Raw genomic sequence first — 17169 nt, forward strand, 5'->3', positions numbered from 1 at the left:
CGCACTCCGAAGTCAGGTACAGGGCGATGGCGGGGCTCACTTCTTCGGCCCCAGGCGCTTGAGCAGGGTGTCGAGGGTCGCCTGATTCATGCCTTTGGCCAGCGGGAAGTCCGACGGCATCAGCGCCCCGGCCTGCGGATCGAGGCAGTGGGCGACCAGCGCTTGCAGGTGCTCCAGCAGGCGAGCGGGCAGGCGGCTGTCGACGTCAGGGGTGACGCTGTGCCACTGGATATGCAGCACGCCGTCTTCCAGCCAGGCCACCACTTCACGGCCATGGCTGACGCGGTTGGCCTGGGCGGTTTCCGCCGGGGCCTTGAGGCTGCTGGCGCGCAACCAGCCCTCGGGCGCCTGTTCGTGGCCGAGGTAGTTGAACAGCACATCACCACGGCTCGCTGGCAGCGCGCCCCGTTGACGCAGCAGCCCGTGACCCAGGCCATTGCCCGGCACGGCGCGCAGGGCTTCCTTGGCGTCACGCACGCGGTCGGCCGGGGCGCCGCTGGAGTTCACCCGCAGCGGGAACAGGGTGGTGAACCAGCCGACAGTGCGGCTGACGTCCAGGCCTTCGAACGGCGCATCGCGACCATGACGCTCTAGATCGACGACGATCCCGGTGCGTTTTTCCGCTTCGGCCAGGGTCGCGGCGAGGGCGGCGATCAGCAGTTCTTCCGGTTGCGTGCGATAGGCGGCGTGGGACTCGGTCAGCCATTGCTGGGTGCGGGTGGCATCCCAACGGGCCGACAGGGTCCGGCGCTCGGCGACGGTGGCCACGGACGCGGTGTTCTGCGCCACCTGGGCATTCCAGTAGCGCTGTTCGGTGCCGACCTTGTCGCCGTGGGCGCGCATGTGCTCGGCCCATTGCCGGTAAGAGGTGGTTTTTGCCGGCAGTGTCGGGTTCTCACCGCGCTCCAGGCCTTGATACAGCTGCTGGAAATCTTCCAGCAACGGCGTCCAGGACACGGCATCGACCACCAGGTGATGGGCGACCAGATACAGGCGTTGCGGCTCGCCTTGCAGCAGCGCGGCGGCGAACAGCGGGCCGTCCTGCAGGTTCAGGCTCTGGGCGACGGCCTGCAATTGCTCGGGCTGATCGCACAGGGTCAATCGCGCGGCTTCGGCTGGCGCGATGTGCGCCTGCCATTGGCCTTCAACCTCGGTGAATCGTAGACGCAGGGCGTCGTGGTGGGCCACCAGACGATCCAGCGTGGCCTGCACCAGTGCCGGGTCCAGACGACGGTCACTGTCAGCCAGCACCGACTGGTTCCAGTACGCAGCGTGTGGTTGCTGCTGGTCGAAGAACCATTGATGCAACGGCATCAACGGCATCGCGCCAGTGACTTCACCTTGTTCGGCCAGGGTCAGCAACGGACTGGCCACCTGCGCCAGCGCCGCCGGGGTCGGCGAACGGAACAGGTCTTTTGGCGTCAGCGTGTAGCCGTGTTCGCGCAGACGCGAAATCAGCTTCAGGCCAAGGATCGAATCACCGCCCAGGGCGAAGAAGCTGTCTGTGATACTGACCTCATTCCCCAACAACTCACTGAACAGCTGGCAAAACAAGGCTTCCAGTTCATTGCGCGGGGCAACGCGCGCTTCCTGGCTTTGCGGCAATGGCAGGGCGGCCAGGGCCTTGCGGTCGATCTTGCCGTTCGTGGTCAGCGGCAGGGTCGATACTTCGACCCACACCGCCGGCACCATGTAGGCCGGCAGTTCGGCACTGAGCCGTGCGCCCAGATCCGCTTGTGGTGCATTGCTGCTGTAGAACGCGATCAAGCGGTTATCGATCACCAGCGTGCAGGCACCGGTGATGGCCGGCTGGTTGAGCAGTGCGGCATCGATTTCCCCCAGTTCGATCCGCTGGCCACGCAGTTTCACCTGATGGTCGAGACGGCCGAGGTATTCGATGTTGCCATCGGCGAGGAAGCGGCAACGGTCGCCGGTGCGGTACAGGCGATCACCTTTAATGAACGGGCTGGCGAGGAAGCGTTCCTCGGTCAGGTCCGCGCGTTTCAAATAGCCGCGAGCCACACCGACACCACCGATGTACAGCTCGCCGATGCTGCCGATCGGCAAGGGCTGCATGGCCGCGTCGAGGATGTACAGGCGCAGGTTGGCGATCGGTTTGCCGATCGGCACGATCACATCGTCCACCGAGCAACGCCACACCGACACGTCAATCGCCGCTTCGGTCGGGCCGTACAGGTTGATCAGGGCCGCTGGGTGTTGGGTCATGAAGCGCCGCACCAGATCCGCTGGCAGCGCTTCGCCGCTGGCGAACACCTGACGCAGGCTGTGGCACTGCGCAAGGCTTGGCTCTTCAACGAAGGCACGCAGCATCGACGGCACGAAGTGCAGGGTGGTGACCTGTTCCTGCTGGATCAATTGGCTGAGATACGCCGGGTCGCGATGGCCGTCCGGACGCGCCACTACCAAGGTCGCACCAGTGATCAGCGGCCAGAAGAACTCCCACACCGACACGTCGAAGCTGTACGGGGTCTTTTGCAGCACGCGATCATTCGGGCCAATCGGGAAGGCGTCCTGCATCCAGTGGATGCGGTTCATCAGGGCGCCGTGTTCGTTCATCACGCCCTTGGGCTGGCCGGTGGAGCCGGAGGTGTAGAGCACGTAGGCCAGGTCACTGGCTTCCACGCTCAGCGGATCCATCGCCGGTGCCTGTGGCAAGGCGTCGAGGGTCCAGGCGTTGTGCTGGGCCGGCAACTTCGCCAGCCACTGCGGCTGGGTCAGGGTGATGCGTGCGTCGGCATCCTCGATGAGGATCGCCAGACGCGCTGCCGGCAATTCAGGATCCAGCGGCAACCACGCCGCGCCGGCATGCACGATGCCGAGCAGGGCGACGACCATCTCCACCGAACGCTCCATGCACACCGGCACGATGGACTCGCGACCGATGCCGTTGGCGCGCAGGGCGCGGGCCAGTTGCTGCGCACGCTGATCCAGCTCGGCGTAGCTCAGGCGTTGGCCTTCGAACACCAAAGCCGGAGCATTCGGGGTCAGGGCCGCCTGTTGGCTCAAGGCGGTGTGCAGGTTGGTCGGGCCGGTGTACTGACGTTCGGTGGCGTTCCAGCGATCCAGTTGCTGCTGGTCCTGTTGTTGCGGGAACAGCTCCACCAGAGAACGCTGCGGTGCCGCCACCAGCGCGTCGAGCAGGGCGCACCATTGCTCGCTCCAGCGCTGCATGGTCCGTTGGTCAAACAGCGCCGCCTGGTATTCGAGGGCGAGGATCATGTCGCTGCCGTCGTCCTGCACTTCCCAGCTCTGTTCGAACTTGGCGTCGATGGCCGGCAAGGTCTGTTCTTCGATACTCAGGCCTGGCCACTGACGGCTGTCCATGCGCCCGTGGTTGAGGGAGAACAGCACCTGGAACAGCGGTGTGCGGTTGAGGTCGCGGCGCTGGGCCACGGCGCCGACCAGTGTGGCGAACGGCAGGTCGGCATGGGCCTGGGCCGCGCGCAGATCGGCTTCAAGGTTGGCCAGCAGTTGTTCGACCGGGGCCTGTTGGTCGATGTCACTGCGGATCACCAAGGTGTTGACCAGACAAGCCAGCAGCGCCTGGGTTTGCGGCTGGTCACGCTGGTCGGCCGGGGTGCCAAGGCGAATTTCGCGCTGGCCACTATAGCGGGCGAGCAGGGCGCTCAAGGCGCTGGCCAGTACCACATAGGACGTGGTGCCGCGCTGGCGGGCGAACTGGCGAATCGCTTCGGCGCGCTCGACGCCGAGGTTGACGATCAGTTGTCCGGCACGGCGATCCGCTTCAGCACCGCGCGGGTGGTCCAGCGGCAGGTCGAGCTGGTAGTCGTCCGGGCCCAGATGGTTTTTCCAGTAGTCGAGGCTGGTGTTGCGCCGGGCCTGGGTGTCCGGGTGTTGTTGCCACAGGGTGAAGTCGACGTAGTCGATCTCCAGTGCGGTCCAGCCCGGCGCTTGTCCGCGCAGGTTGGCGCTGTAGGCCTGGCTCAGTTCGTCGATCAGCAACTGCATGGCCCAGCCATCGGTAGCACTGTGGTGCAGGCACACCAGCAGGCGGCTTTCGTCGCTGTCCTGGCGTTGCAGCAGCTGTGCGCGCCACGGCGCGGCAGCCGCCAGATCGAATGGCGCCATCAAGACGGTTTCGGCATCGAGGCAGGTCGAAGCCCAGTCCTTTGCGCTGACAGCGGTGATCGCCAGTGCCGGGCCTTGATCGTCGATCAACAGTTGAGCTTCGCCTTCGATCTCGACGATGCGGCTGCGCAGCACCAGATGACGCTGGCTGACCTGCTCGAACGCCTCGCGCATGGCTTGAACGTTCAGCTCGCCGCGCAGGGTCAGGGCAAACGGCATGTGGTATTCGCGCGAATCCGGCACCAGGCGGCTGAGCATCCAGAACCGCTGTTGCGCCAGACCCAGCGGCAACTGTGCAGGACGAGTTTGTGCGGTAATCAGTTCGCCCGGAGTTGCGGCGCGCAGGTGCCCGGCCAATGCCGCCACCGTCGGTTGGGCGAACACCAGTGCCAGCGGCAGTGTCGCGCCGAGGCGTTCACGGACGCGCGCCACCAGACGGGTTGCCAGCAACGAGTGACCGCCAAGCTGGAAGAAGTGGTCCTCGATGCCCACCGAAGGCCGCTCCAGCAGTTCGCTGAACAACTCGCAGAGCACGGTTTCTGTGGCATTGCGTGGTGCGACGTGGGGACGATGGCCACCGGCGTCCGGCAGTGCCGTGGCGGCCAGCGCCTTGCGGTCGAGCTTGCCGTTGCTGTTGAGCGGCAGGCTGTCCAGCTGCACCAGCAGGCTCGGCACCATGTGGGTTGGCAGGTTGTCGTTGAGGGCCGTGCGCAGTGCAGCTTCCTTGGCGTCACCGCACCAGAAGCTCACCAGACGCTGATCGAGCAACAGCGTTGCGGCGTCGCGAACGCCGGATTGGCTCAGCAGCTCGGCATCGATTTCCCCCAGTTCGATCCGCTGGCCACGCAGTTTCACCTGATGGTCGAGACGGCCGAGGTATTCGATGTTGCCATCGGCGAGGAAGCGGCAACGGTCGCCGGTGCGGTACAGGCGGTCACCGTCGATGAACGGGCTGGTGAGGAAACGTTCCTCGGTCAGGTCCGCGCGTTTCAGGTAACCGCGAGCCACGCCGACGCCGCCGATGTACAACTCGCCGATGCTGCCGATCGGCAACGGTTGCATGGCCGCGTCGAGGATGTACAGGCGCAGGTTGGCGATCGGTTTGCCGATCGGCACGATCACGTCGTCCACCGAGCAACGCCACACCGACACGTCAATCGCCGCTTCGGTCGGGCCGTACAGATTGATCAGCGCCGTTGGGTGTTGGGTCATGAAGCGTCGCACCAGATCCGCCGGCAGCGCTTCGCCGCTGGCGAACACCTGACGCAGGCTGTGGCAGTTCTTGAGACTCGGCTCCTCAACGAAGGCACGCAGCATCGACGGCACGAAGTGCAAGGTGGTGATCTGTTCCTGCTGGATCAGCTGGCTCAGATACGCCGGGTCGCGATGGCCGTCCGGACGGGCGACCACCAGCGTGGCGCCGGTGATCAGCGGCCAGAAGAACTCCCACACCGACACGTCGAAGCTGTACGGGGTCTTTTGCAGCACGCGGTCGTTCGGGCCAATCGGGAAGGCGTCCTGCATCCAGTGGATGCGGTTCATCAGGGCGCCGTGTTCGTTCATCACGCCCTTGGGCTGACCGGTGGAACCGGAGGTGTAGAGCACGTAGGCCAGGTCACTGGCTTCCACGCTCAGCGGATCCATCGCCGGTGCCGGTGGCAGGGCGTCGAGGGTCCAGGCGTTGTGCTGGGCCGGCAATTTTGCCAGCCACTGCGCTTGGGTCAGGGTGACTTGGGCATCGGCATCCTCGATCAGGAATGCCAGGCGCGCTGCCGGCAACTCCGGATCCAGCGGCAACCACGCCGCGCCGGCATGCACGATGCCGAGCAGGGTGACGACCATTTCCACAGAGCGCTCCATGCACACCGGCACGATGCTTTCGCGACCGATACCGTTGGCGCGCAGGGCACGGGCCAGTTGTTGGGCACGCTGATCCAGCTCGGCGTAGCTCAGGCGTTGGCCTTCGAACACCAAAGCCGGAGCATTCGGGGTCAGGGCCGCCTGTTGGCTCAAGGCGGTGTGCAGGTTGGTCGGACCGGCGTACTGGCGCTCGGTGGCGTTCCACTCGACCAGTTGCTGGCGACGTTCGGCTTCATTTAATGGCGACCAGTCTCCAAGGCGGGTCTGCGGCGCGTCGAGCATGGCTTCCAGCAACTGTTGCCATTGCCCCAGCCAGGCCTTGACCGTGCTTTCGCTGAACAGCGCGGCGCGATATTCCAGCAGCACCGACAGCACTTCGCCGTCGTGCACTTCCCAGTTCAGGTCGTATTTGGTGGATTGCGCCGTCACCGCGCGCTCCTGCACCTGCAACTGCGGCCACGAGCTGGCGGCTGCATCGGCGTTCTGCATCACGAACAGCACCTGGAACAGCGGCGTCTGCGCGAGGCTGCGGGACGGGTTCAGGGCTTCGACCACTTGATCGAACGGCACGTCCTGATGTTGCTGGGCATCCAGCACGCGGTCGCGGACCTGGCTGAGCAGGCCTTCGAAATCCAGCGCCGGGTCGAGGTCGCTGCGCATCACCACGGTGTTGACGAAGCAGCCGATCAGCGGCTGCAACTCGGCCCGTGGACGCTGGGCCACCGGGCTGCCGAAGCGTACGTCGCGCTGGTTGGCATGACGCCCCAGCAGCAATTGCGCGGCGCTGAGCATCAGCATGTACAGGGTAGCGCCGCGTTGCTGGGCGAACTGACGCAAACGTGCGGCCAGTTCCGACGGCAGTTGCACCTGCACCGCGCCGGCGGCCGGTTCCAACTGGTTCGGGCGTGCCTGTCGGGTCGGCAGGTCCAGCAGGTAATCGCCGTCCTCCAGTTGCGCACGCCAGTAAGCGAGCTGCTCGTGGAACAGCGCCTGCTGCGCCGGTTCACGCTGCCAGAGCGCGTAGTCCGGGTATTGCAGGGTGAGCGCCGGCAAGGCGGCGACAGCGCCTGCGCACTGGGCGGCGTAAAGCTGCGCCAGTTCGTCCAGCAGGTTCTGACTGGAGGCGTCGTCCGTGGCGCAGTGGTGCACGTTCAGCAACAGCAATGCCTGGGCCTGGCCCGTGCGCTGAATCAGCGTGGCGCGCACCGGCACTTGCGTGGCCAGGTCGAAACGGTGCCCGGTTTCGGCGTGGATCGCCTCATCGGTCAGTTGCTGCCAGGCTTCGTCATTTTTCGCGTCCAGCGTGGTCAGGCGCAGCGTGACTTCGGCTTGCTGATCGATGACCAGCGCCAGTCCGCCGTCCGCCTCACGCAGGATGCGGCTGCGCAGGCTTTCATGGCGGGCGACCACGGCATTCAGCGCCGACTGCATGGCCGGCACATTCAGCTCGCCGTCGAACTGCACGGCGCTGACCACGTTGTACTCGCCGCCACCGGCGCTCAGTTGTTCGAGGAACCACAACCGCTGTTGTTCGAACGACAGCGGCAGGCGCGCAGGACGTTGCGCCGTTGTCCAGGTCGCGACCTGTGCTTGCAGCGGCTCGCCGAGCAGCGCGGCCAAGGCTTCCAGCGTCGGCTGTTCGAACACCGAACGTAGCGCCGGCACCGTGGCGAACTGCTGACGCAGGCGCGCAAACAGTTGCGCCGCCAACAGCGAGTGACCGCCGAGGTAGAAGAAGTGGCTGTCGCGACCGATCTGCGTCAGTGGCACGTTCAGCAATTCCGACCAGAGCACCGCCAGCTGTTGCTCGGCTACCGTGCGTGGCGGGTCCTGGGCATCCGGCGCGGCCTGGATGTCCGGGGCCGGCAGCGCCTTGCGATTGAGTTTGCCGTTGTCGGTCAGCGGCAGCTCGTCGAGCACCACGAACGCCGACGGCACCATGTAGTCGGGCAGGGCGGCGCCGATTGCCTTGCGCCAGCCGTCGATATCGGCCTGGGTGTCGCAGGTGACGTAGGCCACCAGACGCTTGTCGCCGGGCACGTCTTCACGGGCCAGCACCACCGATTGGCGCACGCCGGGCTGGGCGCCGATCAGCGCTTCGATTTCCCCCAGCTCCACGCGGAAACCACGGATTTTCACCTGATGGTCCATGCGCCCCAGGTATTCGATCTGGCCGTCGGGCAGCCAGCGCACCAGGTCGCCGGACTTGTACATGCGCGCGCCGGGCAGCGGCGAGAACGGGTCCTCGATGAACACCTTGGCGGTCTGTTCGGCACGGTTGAGATAGCCCAGGGTCACGCCGGCACCGCCGATGTGCAGTTCCCCCGGAACGCCCACCGGCATAGGGTTCAGCCAGGCGTCGAGTACGTAGGTGCGCACGTTGGCAATCGGCCGACCGATGATCGGGCGCGCCGGGAAGTCGTTCACCGCGCAACCGGTGGCGTCCACGGTGCATTCGGTGGGGCCGTAGGTGTTGAAGAAACGGCTGCCGGCAATCGACGGCAGGCGTTGCCAGAGTTGCGCGTCCACCGCATCGCCACCGAACAGCACGAAGCGCGGCAGGTACACCTCGCCACGGCGCACGCCGTCAGTTTCGAGCAAGGCCTTGAGCTGCGCCGGGGTGCATTCGAAGGCGTCCAGGCGGGTGTCGCGGAAGAATTGCGCCAGGGCCTGCGGGTCGTAGCGCACTTCTTCCGGGGTCAGGTACAGGCTGTGGCCGTCGAGCAGCAGGATGAGTTCGGCCACCGAGCTGTCGAAGGCGAACGAGTAGTTGAAGCTGGTGCGCATCGGCTGGTCGGTGTAGCGGCGGTACAGGCCATGGATCCGCGCCCAGGCCAGGTTGACCACCGAACCGTTGGTGACCAGCGTGCCCTTGGGCTTACCGGTGGAACCGGAGGTGTACATGATGTAGGCGAGGTCGTCGGGCCCGGCCAGCGGCGTGAGGTTGCCGTCCGGCTGATCGGCGAACCGCGCGGCATCGGTGTCCAGGCGCAGGCGCGGCAGGTCGGCGCCGAGTTGCTCCAGCAAGCCTTGCTGACCGAGGAACAGCGCCGGTTGCGCGTCTTCGAGCATGTAGGCCAGGCGATCCACCGGGTAGGTCGGGTCCAGCGGCACATAGGCACCACCGGACTTGAGAATGCCCAGCAGGCCCACCAGCAGTTCCAGCGAACGCTCGACACACAGCGCCACCGGACGGTTGGCCACCACGCCTTGGGCACGCAGGTAATGCGCGACCTGGTTGGCCCGGCGATTGAGTTCGCCGTAGCTCAGGCGTTGGCCTTCGAACGTGAGGGCGTCGCGATCCGGGGTGCGTTCGGCCTGCTGTTCGAACAGCTGGGCGAAGGTCAGGTTTTGCGGCACCTGCATTTCGGTGCGGTTCCACTCGACCACGGTGCGCTGCCATTCGGCCGCCATCAGCAGCGGCAAGGCGGCCACCGGGCGTTGCGGTTCGGCGAGCATCTGCTCCAGCAGGTGTTCCAGGCGGGCCAGGGTCTGGCGGGCGCTGTCGGCAACAAACAGGTCGAGGGCGTACATCAGCTCCAGCTGGATCGGCGCATTGGCCGGGCACAGCACGTGCAGGTCCAGGTCGCACTCGGATTGCTTGAGCGGGGTGTCGAGGGCTTCGAATTCCAGGCCCGGGAAGCGCAGGCGTGATTCCATCGCCAGTTGCTGGGCCACCATCACCTGATACAGCGGCGCGTGGCTGAGGCTGCGCGGCAGTTGCAGGCTGTCGACCAGTTGCTCGAACGGCAGGTCCTGATGTTGCAGGCCTTCACGCAAGCGCGTGGCGACCTGAGCGACCAATGCGCTGAAGTCGGCCTGTGCGTCAAAGTCGGCACGGATCGCCAGGTTGTTCAGCAGGATGCCGAGCAGGCCTTCAGTGCCCGCTTGTTCGCGATGGGTCACCGGCGTGCCGATCAACACGGTGGCATCGCCACTCAAGCGGTGCATGAGCACGGCGAAACCGGCGAACAGCACGGTGAACGGGGTGGTACCCAGGCGGCTGGCGAAGGCTTGTACCCGCGCGCTGAGGTCGGCGCTGAGTTCACGCTGGACGATGCCGGCGCGGTAGGTCTGCACCGAAGGCCGGGCCAGATCGGTCGGCAATTGCAGCAACGGGCTGCTGTCGCTGTTGCTGCGGTCGAGGGTTTTCGTCCAGTAGTCGAGCTGGCGCTTGAGTTCCGCGCCTTGCAAATGCTCGCGCTGCCACAGGGCGAAGTCGGCGTATTGCACCGGCAGGACCGGCAGCTCAGCCGCCTTGCCGTTGCAGCGGGCTTCATAACCCAGGGCCAGTTCGCGCAGGGCGATGGTCGCCGACCAGGCGTCGGAAACCAGGTGGTGCAGGGCGATGCCGAGCACATGTTCGTCCGCCGCCACGCGCAGCAAACGGGCACGCAGCAGGGGCGGATTGTTCAGGTCGAAGGGCTGCTCGAAGGTGTCTTGCAGGGCATTGAATTGCGCGCCCTCGCGGGCGGTGGCGCCAAGGCCGGACAAGTCCTCGAAGGGCAGTTCGATGTTCAGTGAAGCGCTGATGTGCTGGCACGGCACGCCGTCGATATCACGGATGCCGGTACGCAGGATTTCGTGGCGCACCAGCAGATCGTTGAGGCTGGCGTGCAGCGCGTCGACATTCAGCTCGCCTTTCAATTGCAGGGCGAAAGGGATGTTGAACAGCGTGGTGCCCGGCGTCAGTTGTTCGATGAACCACAGGCGCTGTTGCGAGAACGACAACGGCACCAGCGCAGGGCGTGGCAGGGCTTTCGGACCTTGAGCCGTTGCCGATTGCGGCGCGGCGGCTTCGGCCTGACGGGTGGCGATCGCCAGCGCCAGCAGGGATACGGTCGGTTGTTCGAACAGCACCCGCAATGGCAGGTCGAGTTTGAAGTGCGCCCGCAGGCGCGCGACGATCTGCGTGGCCAGCAGCGAGTGACCGCCGAGGGTGAAGAAGTTGTCTTCCACGCCGACACTGTCGCGGCCCAATACCTCGGCCCAGACCTTGGCCACGGCCGCTTCCAATTCATTGCGCGGGGCGATGCTTTCCTGCGTATCCGCCTGCCAGTTCAGTTCCCGGGCGGCCAGGGTCTTGCGGTCAACCTTGCCGTTGGCGTTGAGCGGCAGTTTTTCCAGGCAGACGAACGCCGCCGGCACCATGTACGGCGGCAGTTGCCCGCGCAGATGCTCGCTCAGGCCCTCGCTGCCGAGGGATTCATCGTGCGCCGACCAGTAGGCCACCAGCCATGCTTCGCCGACGCCGTTCTCGCGCAGCAGCACCGCCGCTTCGCGCACGTTCGGGTGTTGTGCCAGGCGGTGTTCGATTTCCGTCAGTTCGATACGGTGGCCGCGCAGCTTGACCTGCTGGTCGCGGCGGCCGAGGTATTCGATCACGCCATCGGCGCGCCAGCGGCCCAGGTCGCCGGTGCGGTAGATGCGCCCGTCGAGGGCAGGGTGATCGATGAAGGCATCGGCGGTGCGCTGCGGATCGTGCAGGTAGCCACGGCCGACGCCGACACCACCGACACAAATTTCACCGGCGACGCCCACCGGCACCGGCCGCAAGGCTTCGTCCAGCACATACAGGCGGTTGTTGGCGGTCGGCTGGCCGATGGGCATGTGGCTGACATTGGCATCCGGGGCCTCGAAAATCGGCTGGAAGGCCACGTCGTCCGCACATTCGGCGGGGCCATAGGCGTTCATCAGGGCGATGCCGGGGAAGCGTGCGAACCAGTCGCGGGCCACGGTCGGCGGCAGCGCTTCACCGGTGGGCAGCACCCAGCGCAGGTCAGGCAGTTGCAGGTCGCACGGGCACAGCGCGAGCAGGGTGCGCATCAGGCTCGGGACGATTTCCAGCACGCTCAGGCGCTCGCTGGCCAGCACCTGCAGCAGGCGCTGCGGGTCGTGGGCTACTTCATCCGGGAGGATCTGTACGGTCGCGCCCAGCACCGGCGCGGCGAGGAACTGCCACACGGAAATGTCGAAGGCCACCGAGGCGGTCTGCGGGATGCGGTCGTCGGCGTTCAGACCCAGGGCCGGCATCTTGCCGAAGATGTTATTGAGCATGCCCCGTTGTTCGATCATCACGCCCTTGGGCGTGCCGGTGGAACCCGAGGTGAACAGCACGTAGGCCAGGCTGTCCGGGCGGCCGAGCAGTGGCAGCGGGGCGTCGTTGCCGGCTTGCCAGCAGGCTTCGGCGAACAGTGCGTTCGGTGCCTGATCGAGACCGCTCAACAGCTGATCGAGCAACCCGCTGCACGCTTCGCTGGCCACCAGCAACGAGGCGCGGGACAGGTTGAGAATCTCCCGCAGGCGCTCCGGCGGATGATTGACCTCCAGCGGCAGCATGGCGGCGCCGGCCTTGAACACGGCGATCATCATGGTCAGCAACGGCAGGCCGCGCGGGGCGACCAGTGCAACCAATTGGTCTTCGCCGGCACCGGCTTCACGCAGGGCATGGGCCAGACGCGTGGCGCGCTGGTCCAGTTCGGCGTAGGTCAGGGACTGGCTATCGCAGATCGCGGCCAATTGATCGCCGCGTTGGGCGACCTGTTCGGCGAACAGTTGCGCGTAGCTTTTTTCCAGCGGGAATTCATGGGGGTTGACCGCCCACTCGCCCAGCAGTTGCTGGCGCTCGTCACCGGCCAACAGTTCAAAACTGCCGAGTGTTGCATCGGGCGCGGCGAGCATGCCGCGCACCAGCGTGGCCAAGTGGCCGAGCAGGCGTTGCACGGTCGCCGCCTCGAATCGCTCGCGGTCGTAGGACACGCGAATGCCCAGCTCGGCCTCCGGAAGGATCACCACGGTCAGGCCGTAGTGGGTGTGCACGCTGTGGTCCATGCCGTCGAGGCTGAATTGGAAACCGCCTTCCAGAATCTGCTCGTCGATGGGGGCGTTTTCGAACACCAGGATGCTGTCGAACAGGGTTTCGCCACGGGGGAAATCGCTCCAGCCCTGAATGTCGGTCAGCGGCGTGTGCTCGTAGTCGCGCATGTCGACGTTGAGCCCTTGCAGCGCGCTGAGCCACTGGCCGAGGGATGCTTCGGGGTCCACCGACACCCGCAGCGGCAGGGTGTTGATGAACAGGCCGATCATCTCCGCCACGCCGGTCAGCTCCGCCGGGCGTCCGGCCACGGTGACGCCGAACAGCACGTCGCGCTGGCCGCTGTAGCGCGACAGCAGCAACGACCAGGCGCCCTGGAAGAAGGTGTTGGGGGTGATCCGCTGACTGCGGCAGAAGGTCGCCAGTGCCTGGGTTTCCGCTTCGCTCAGGCGCACCAGTTGGTCGTCCACCAGTACCGCATCGGTGTAGCGGTCGCGGGTCACGCCGTTGTCCACGGTCAGTGGCGTTGGCGCGTTGAGGCCCTGCAACTGGCCGCGCCAGAACTGCTCGGCCTTGCTTGCGTCCTGGCGTTGCAGCCACTGGATGTAGTCGCGGAACGGTCGAGGCGCTTTGAGTTCAGGCGTGCGGTCGTTGCACAGCGCTTCGTAGACCTTGAGGAAGTCCACGGTCACCAGCGAGATGCACCAGGCGTCCATCAGGATGTGGTGGAAGCTGCGGATGAATTCGTAGGATTCATCGCCCAGGCGTACCAGGCGGAAGCGGATCAGCGGCGGCTTCGACAGGTTGAAGCCGACTTTCTGTTCATCCGCCAGCAGGGTGCGGATCCGCGTTTCCTGCTCCTCAGGAGTCAGGCCGCGCAGGTCGATAGTGTCCAACGGCACCTTGACCTCGCGATGGATCACCTGCACCGGTTGCTTCTGGGTTTTCCACTGAAAAGAGGCGCGCAGGGAAGGGTGCAGCGCCACGACCTGACGCCAGGATTCGAGGAACGCCGCCTCGTCGATGGCCCCGCCGATGCGGTAGCGATCCTGCATCAGGTACACGCCGGAATCTTCGTGCAGCAGGGAGTGGAACAGCATGCCTTGCTGCAACGGCGACAGCGGGTAAATGTCTTCGATCGGATTGCTGTTGTGCTTTTCGGTGGTCATCAAAAACGTCCTGCGGAAAAAGGGGCGACGGCGCGCTGATCTGTGGGAAGAGCCATGCAACCGGTCAGAATTCGTTTTCGTCGAGTTCGGCCATCAGCGCCTGCATCTCGTCGTCGGACAGGCCCGAGGCGCTGAACGCGGTGCTCTCGGCCTGTGCCTGTGCGCTGTCGGCGCTCACGGGCTGGGCGACTTCGGCCATGGCGGCGATGGTCTGGCCTTCGAACACGTGCTTGGCGGTCAGGGCGATGCCTTGCTCATGGGCCTGGGCCACCACTTGCAGGCTGAGGATCGAGTCGCCGCCGATGGCGAAGAAGTTCTCGGTGACGCTCACGGTCTCCAGCTTCAGGACCTTGGCGACGATGGCTTGCAGGGTGCTTTCCATGGCATTGCGCGGGGCGACGAAGGCGCTTTCGTCGAACTGGTCCGGGTCCGGAAGCTGGCGCAGGTCGAGCTTGCCGTTGGGGGTGCGCGGGAAGCTCGCCAGGGTCAGGACCCGGGCCGGCACCATGTACGACGGCAGGCGTTCGCCGAGGTAGCGTTTGATCGCTTCCGAGTCCGGCGCGTAGCCATGGGCTGCCAGCACGTAGGCCAGCAGGCGCTTGCCGGCGGCGTGTTCCTGGACGATCACCGCCGCTTCGCGCACGTCACTGTGGCTGCACAGTTGGCGTTCGATTTCACCCAGCTCGATGCGGTAGCCGCGCAGCTTGACCTGATGGTCCTTGCGGCCGAGGAATGCCAGGCGTCCGTCCGCCAGCCAGCAGGCCAGGTCGCCGGTGCGATAGGCGCGGGTGCCGTCGTCCAGGGTGACGAAGGCCTTGGCGGTTTCTTCCGGTTTGTTGCGGTAACCCCGGGCCAGGGTCGGACCGGCGAGGACGATTTCCCCCGGCTCGCCGACGCCACTGGCGACCCCGTGTTCGTTGAGTACGCGCAGGTCCATGCCGGCAATCGGCCGGCCGATGGTCAGGGCCCGGCCCGGCTCCAGCACTTCGTAACTGGCCCAGACCGTGGCTTCGGTGGGGCCGTATTCGTTGACCAGCTTGGCCTTGGGCAGAGCCTGGCTGTGCTGGGCGATCAAGGACGGCGGGCAGGCTTCGCCGGCGACGATCCAGCATTCCAGGCTGGCGTTGCCGGCGTCGCGTTGCAGTTGGTCGAGCAATGCCTGATACAGCGATGGCAACGACAGGCCGTGGCTGACCTGGTGTTGCGCGATCAGTTGCGCCAGGCGCGGCATCTCCAGCTCTTCGCCGGTGGCCGGCAGTACCAGCCGCCCGCCCTGGGCCAGGGTCCAGAAAATCCCCGCCACGGAGCTGTCGAAGGCGAACGACGACAGCAGCAGGTAAGCGCGTACCGGCGTGGCGTAGGCGGCCATGCGCACCTGGGTCGAGAAGCTCAGGGCGCCATGGCTGATTTCCACGGCTTTCGGCGCGCCGGTGGAGCCGGAGGTGTAGATCAGGTAGGCCAGATCGTCCGCCTGTGGCGCTGGCAGCGGCGGCAAGTGGCTGACATCGGCGGGTGTCAGGTCGTCGAGGACGAAGCGTTGCAGGCTCGCGGGCACGCTGTCGGCCAGTTCGGCGCTGACCACGATATGGGCGATGGCGCTGTCGGCCAGCATGTAGGCACGGCGATCCGCCGGGTAGGTCGGGTCGACCGGCACGTAGGCACCACCGGCCTTCAATACTGCGAGCATGGCGACGATGGCGGCATTGCCACGGCCGAACAGAATGCCCACCGGCACCCCGGCGCCGATGCCGGCAGCGCGCAGTTGATGGGCCAGGCGGGTGGCGCAGGCGTCGAGGGCGGCGTAGCTCAGGTCGCCGTCCTTGTCGCTCAGGGCGATGGCGTGCGGTTGTTGCCGCACTTGGCGGGCAATCAGCTCCACCAGTGTCACCGCTTCTATCGCAGGCGTTGTTGGAGCGTTATCGATGGCCTGTACTTGCAGCGGGCCGGTCAGCGGCAGTTGCGCCCAGCTGCGTTGCGGCTCGGCCAGCGCGCCTTGCAGCAGTTGCAGCCATTGCTCGCCCAGGCACGCGGCGGCGTTGGCGCTCAGGGTGTTGCAGTCGTAAATCAGGTGGGCCTGAATCGCGTCCGGGGTCTGCTGCACGTTGAGGCAGGCTTTGACCGGGTTCAGCACGGCGCTGGCATGGCGCTCCCGGGCATCGGCCTGGCGCCAGGCGAAGCCATAGCCGCCGTTGAGGTCGTGGGTGTAGTAGTCCTGCCAGCCGGCGCTCAGTTCGACGCTGGCGGCGACGGTCTTGCTTTGCTCAAGCAGGGTGGTTTGCGGGTCCAGGTCAAGGCGCACCGGCAGGCATTGTTCGAACAGGCCCAGGGCGTTTTCCAGCTCCGGGCCACGGCTTTCGTGGATCACCGTCAGCGCCACTTGCTGTTGACCGGCGAGACGGCCGAGCAGGGCGGCCCAGGCGGTCAGCATCAGGCTGGAGGTCAGGGCCGGGTTGGCGGCGAGGCTTGGTGGCAGGCTCAGGTCGACGCGCGCCGGGGCAAATTCCTTGTCCGAAGCGGACTCCAGTGACAGTTGCAGGGTTGGCTGTTCGCCCAACGCTTGGGCTTTCCAGAAATTCACCCCCGGATGGTCGGGCTCGTCTTCGGTGAGGCTCCAGCGCCATTCGGCGTAGTCGGCGTATTGCAGAGATTCGGTGAGCGCGGGGTTGGCGTCTTGCAGCAGCGCGGCGGCCAGCAGTTTCAGGCTGCCCAGGTCAAAGTGGCTGCTGGCGCCGGCGAGGTCGAGCACCGCTTGCTCGTCCGACAGTTGCACCAGGGTCACCGCCAGCGGCAGCGTCCAGTCGCGAGGTTGCGTGGCCAGCCCGGTCAGGGCCGTGTGCTGCTGATCCGGGGCAAGTGCGCTCAAGTCCAGCACCGCGACCGGCAACTCGACGCTGTCGTGAATCACCTGCACCGGAAAACGCAGGCCCGGCACGGGCGCCAGTCGGGTGCGCAGGATTTCACTGTCGGCGATCAGGGCGCGCAGGCGCTGGTTCAGCAGTTCGGCGGTTACGGGGGAACTCACCGACCACTGCAAACGGCAGCTCATTGGGTGTTCGGCGGCGCCGTTGATGTGCTGATAAACCGACGCCTGCTGTGGCGAAATACGAAAACCTTGGAGTCCGCTCATGTTCAACTCGACTGGAAATTGGAGGTAAACCGGGGCGACAGAAGCCCGCAGGCCCACTGATCGAGATCAGATGAGCCCGTGCGAATCAG

Annotated in this window: 2 protein-coding genes; both read right to left on the minus strand. The window is 65.9% G+C overall.

The window, feature by feature from the left end:
• Positions 1 to 36 precede the first annotated feature (36 nt).
• Positions 37 to 13953 (minus strand): non-ribosomal peptide synthase/polyketide synthase, encoded by a 13917-nt coding sequence (locus DKY63_RS31335; protein ID WP_110967684.1) that lies wholly within the window; start codon positions 13951 to 13953, stop codon positions 37 to 39.
• A 64-nt stretch (positions 13954 to 14017) separates the two neighbouring features.
• Entirely contained in the window at positions 14018 to 17080 is a 3063-nt protein-coding gene (locus DKY63_RS31340; protein WP_110967685.1) for a non-ribosomal peptide synthetase, read from the minus strand.
• Between the last annotated feature and the right edge of the window lie 89 nt (positions 17081 to 17169).

Source organism: Pseudomonas putida (assembly GCF_003228315.1).
Classification (GTDB): Bacteria; Pseudomonadota; Gammaproteobacteria; order Pseudomonadales; family Pseudomonadaceae; genus Aquipseudomonas; species Aquipseudomonas putida_S.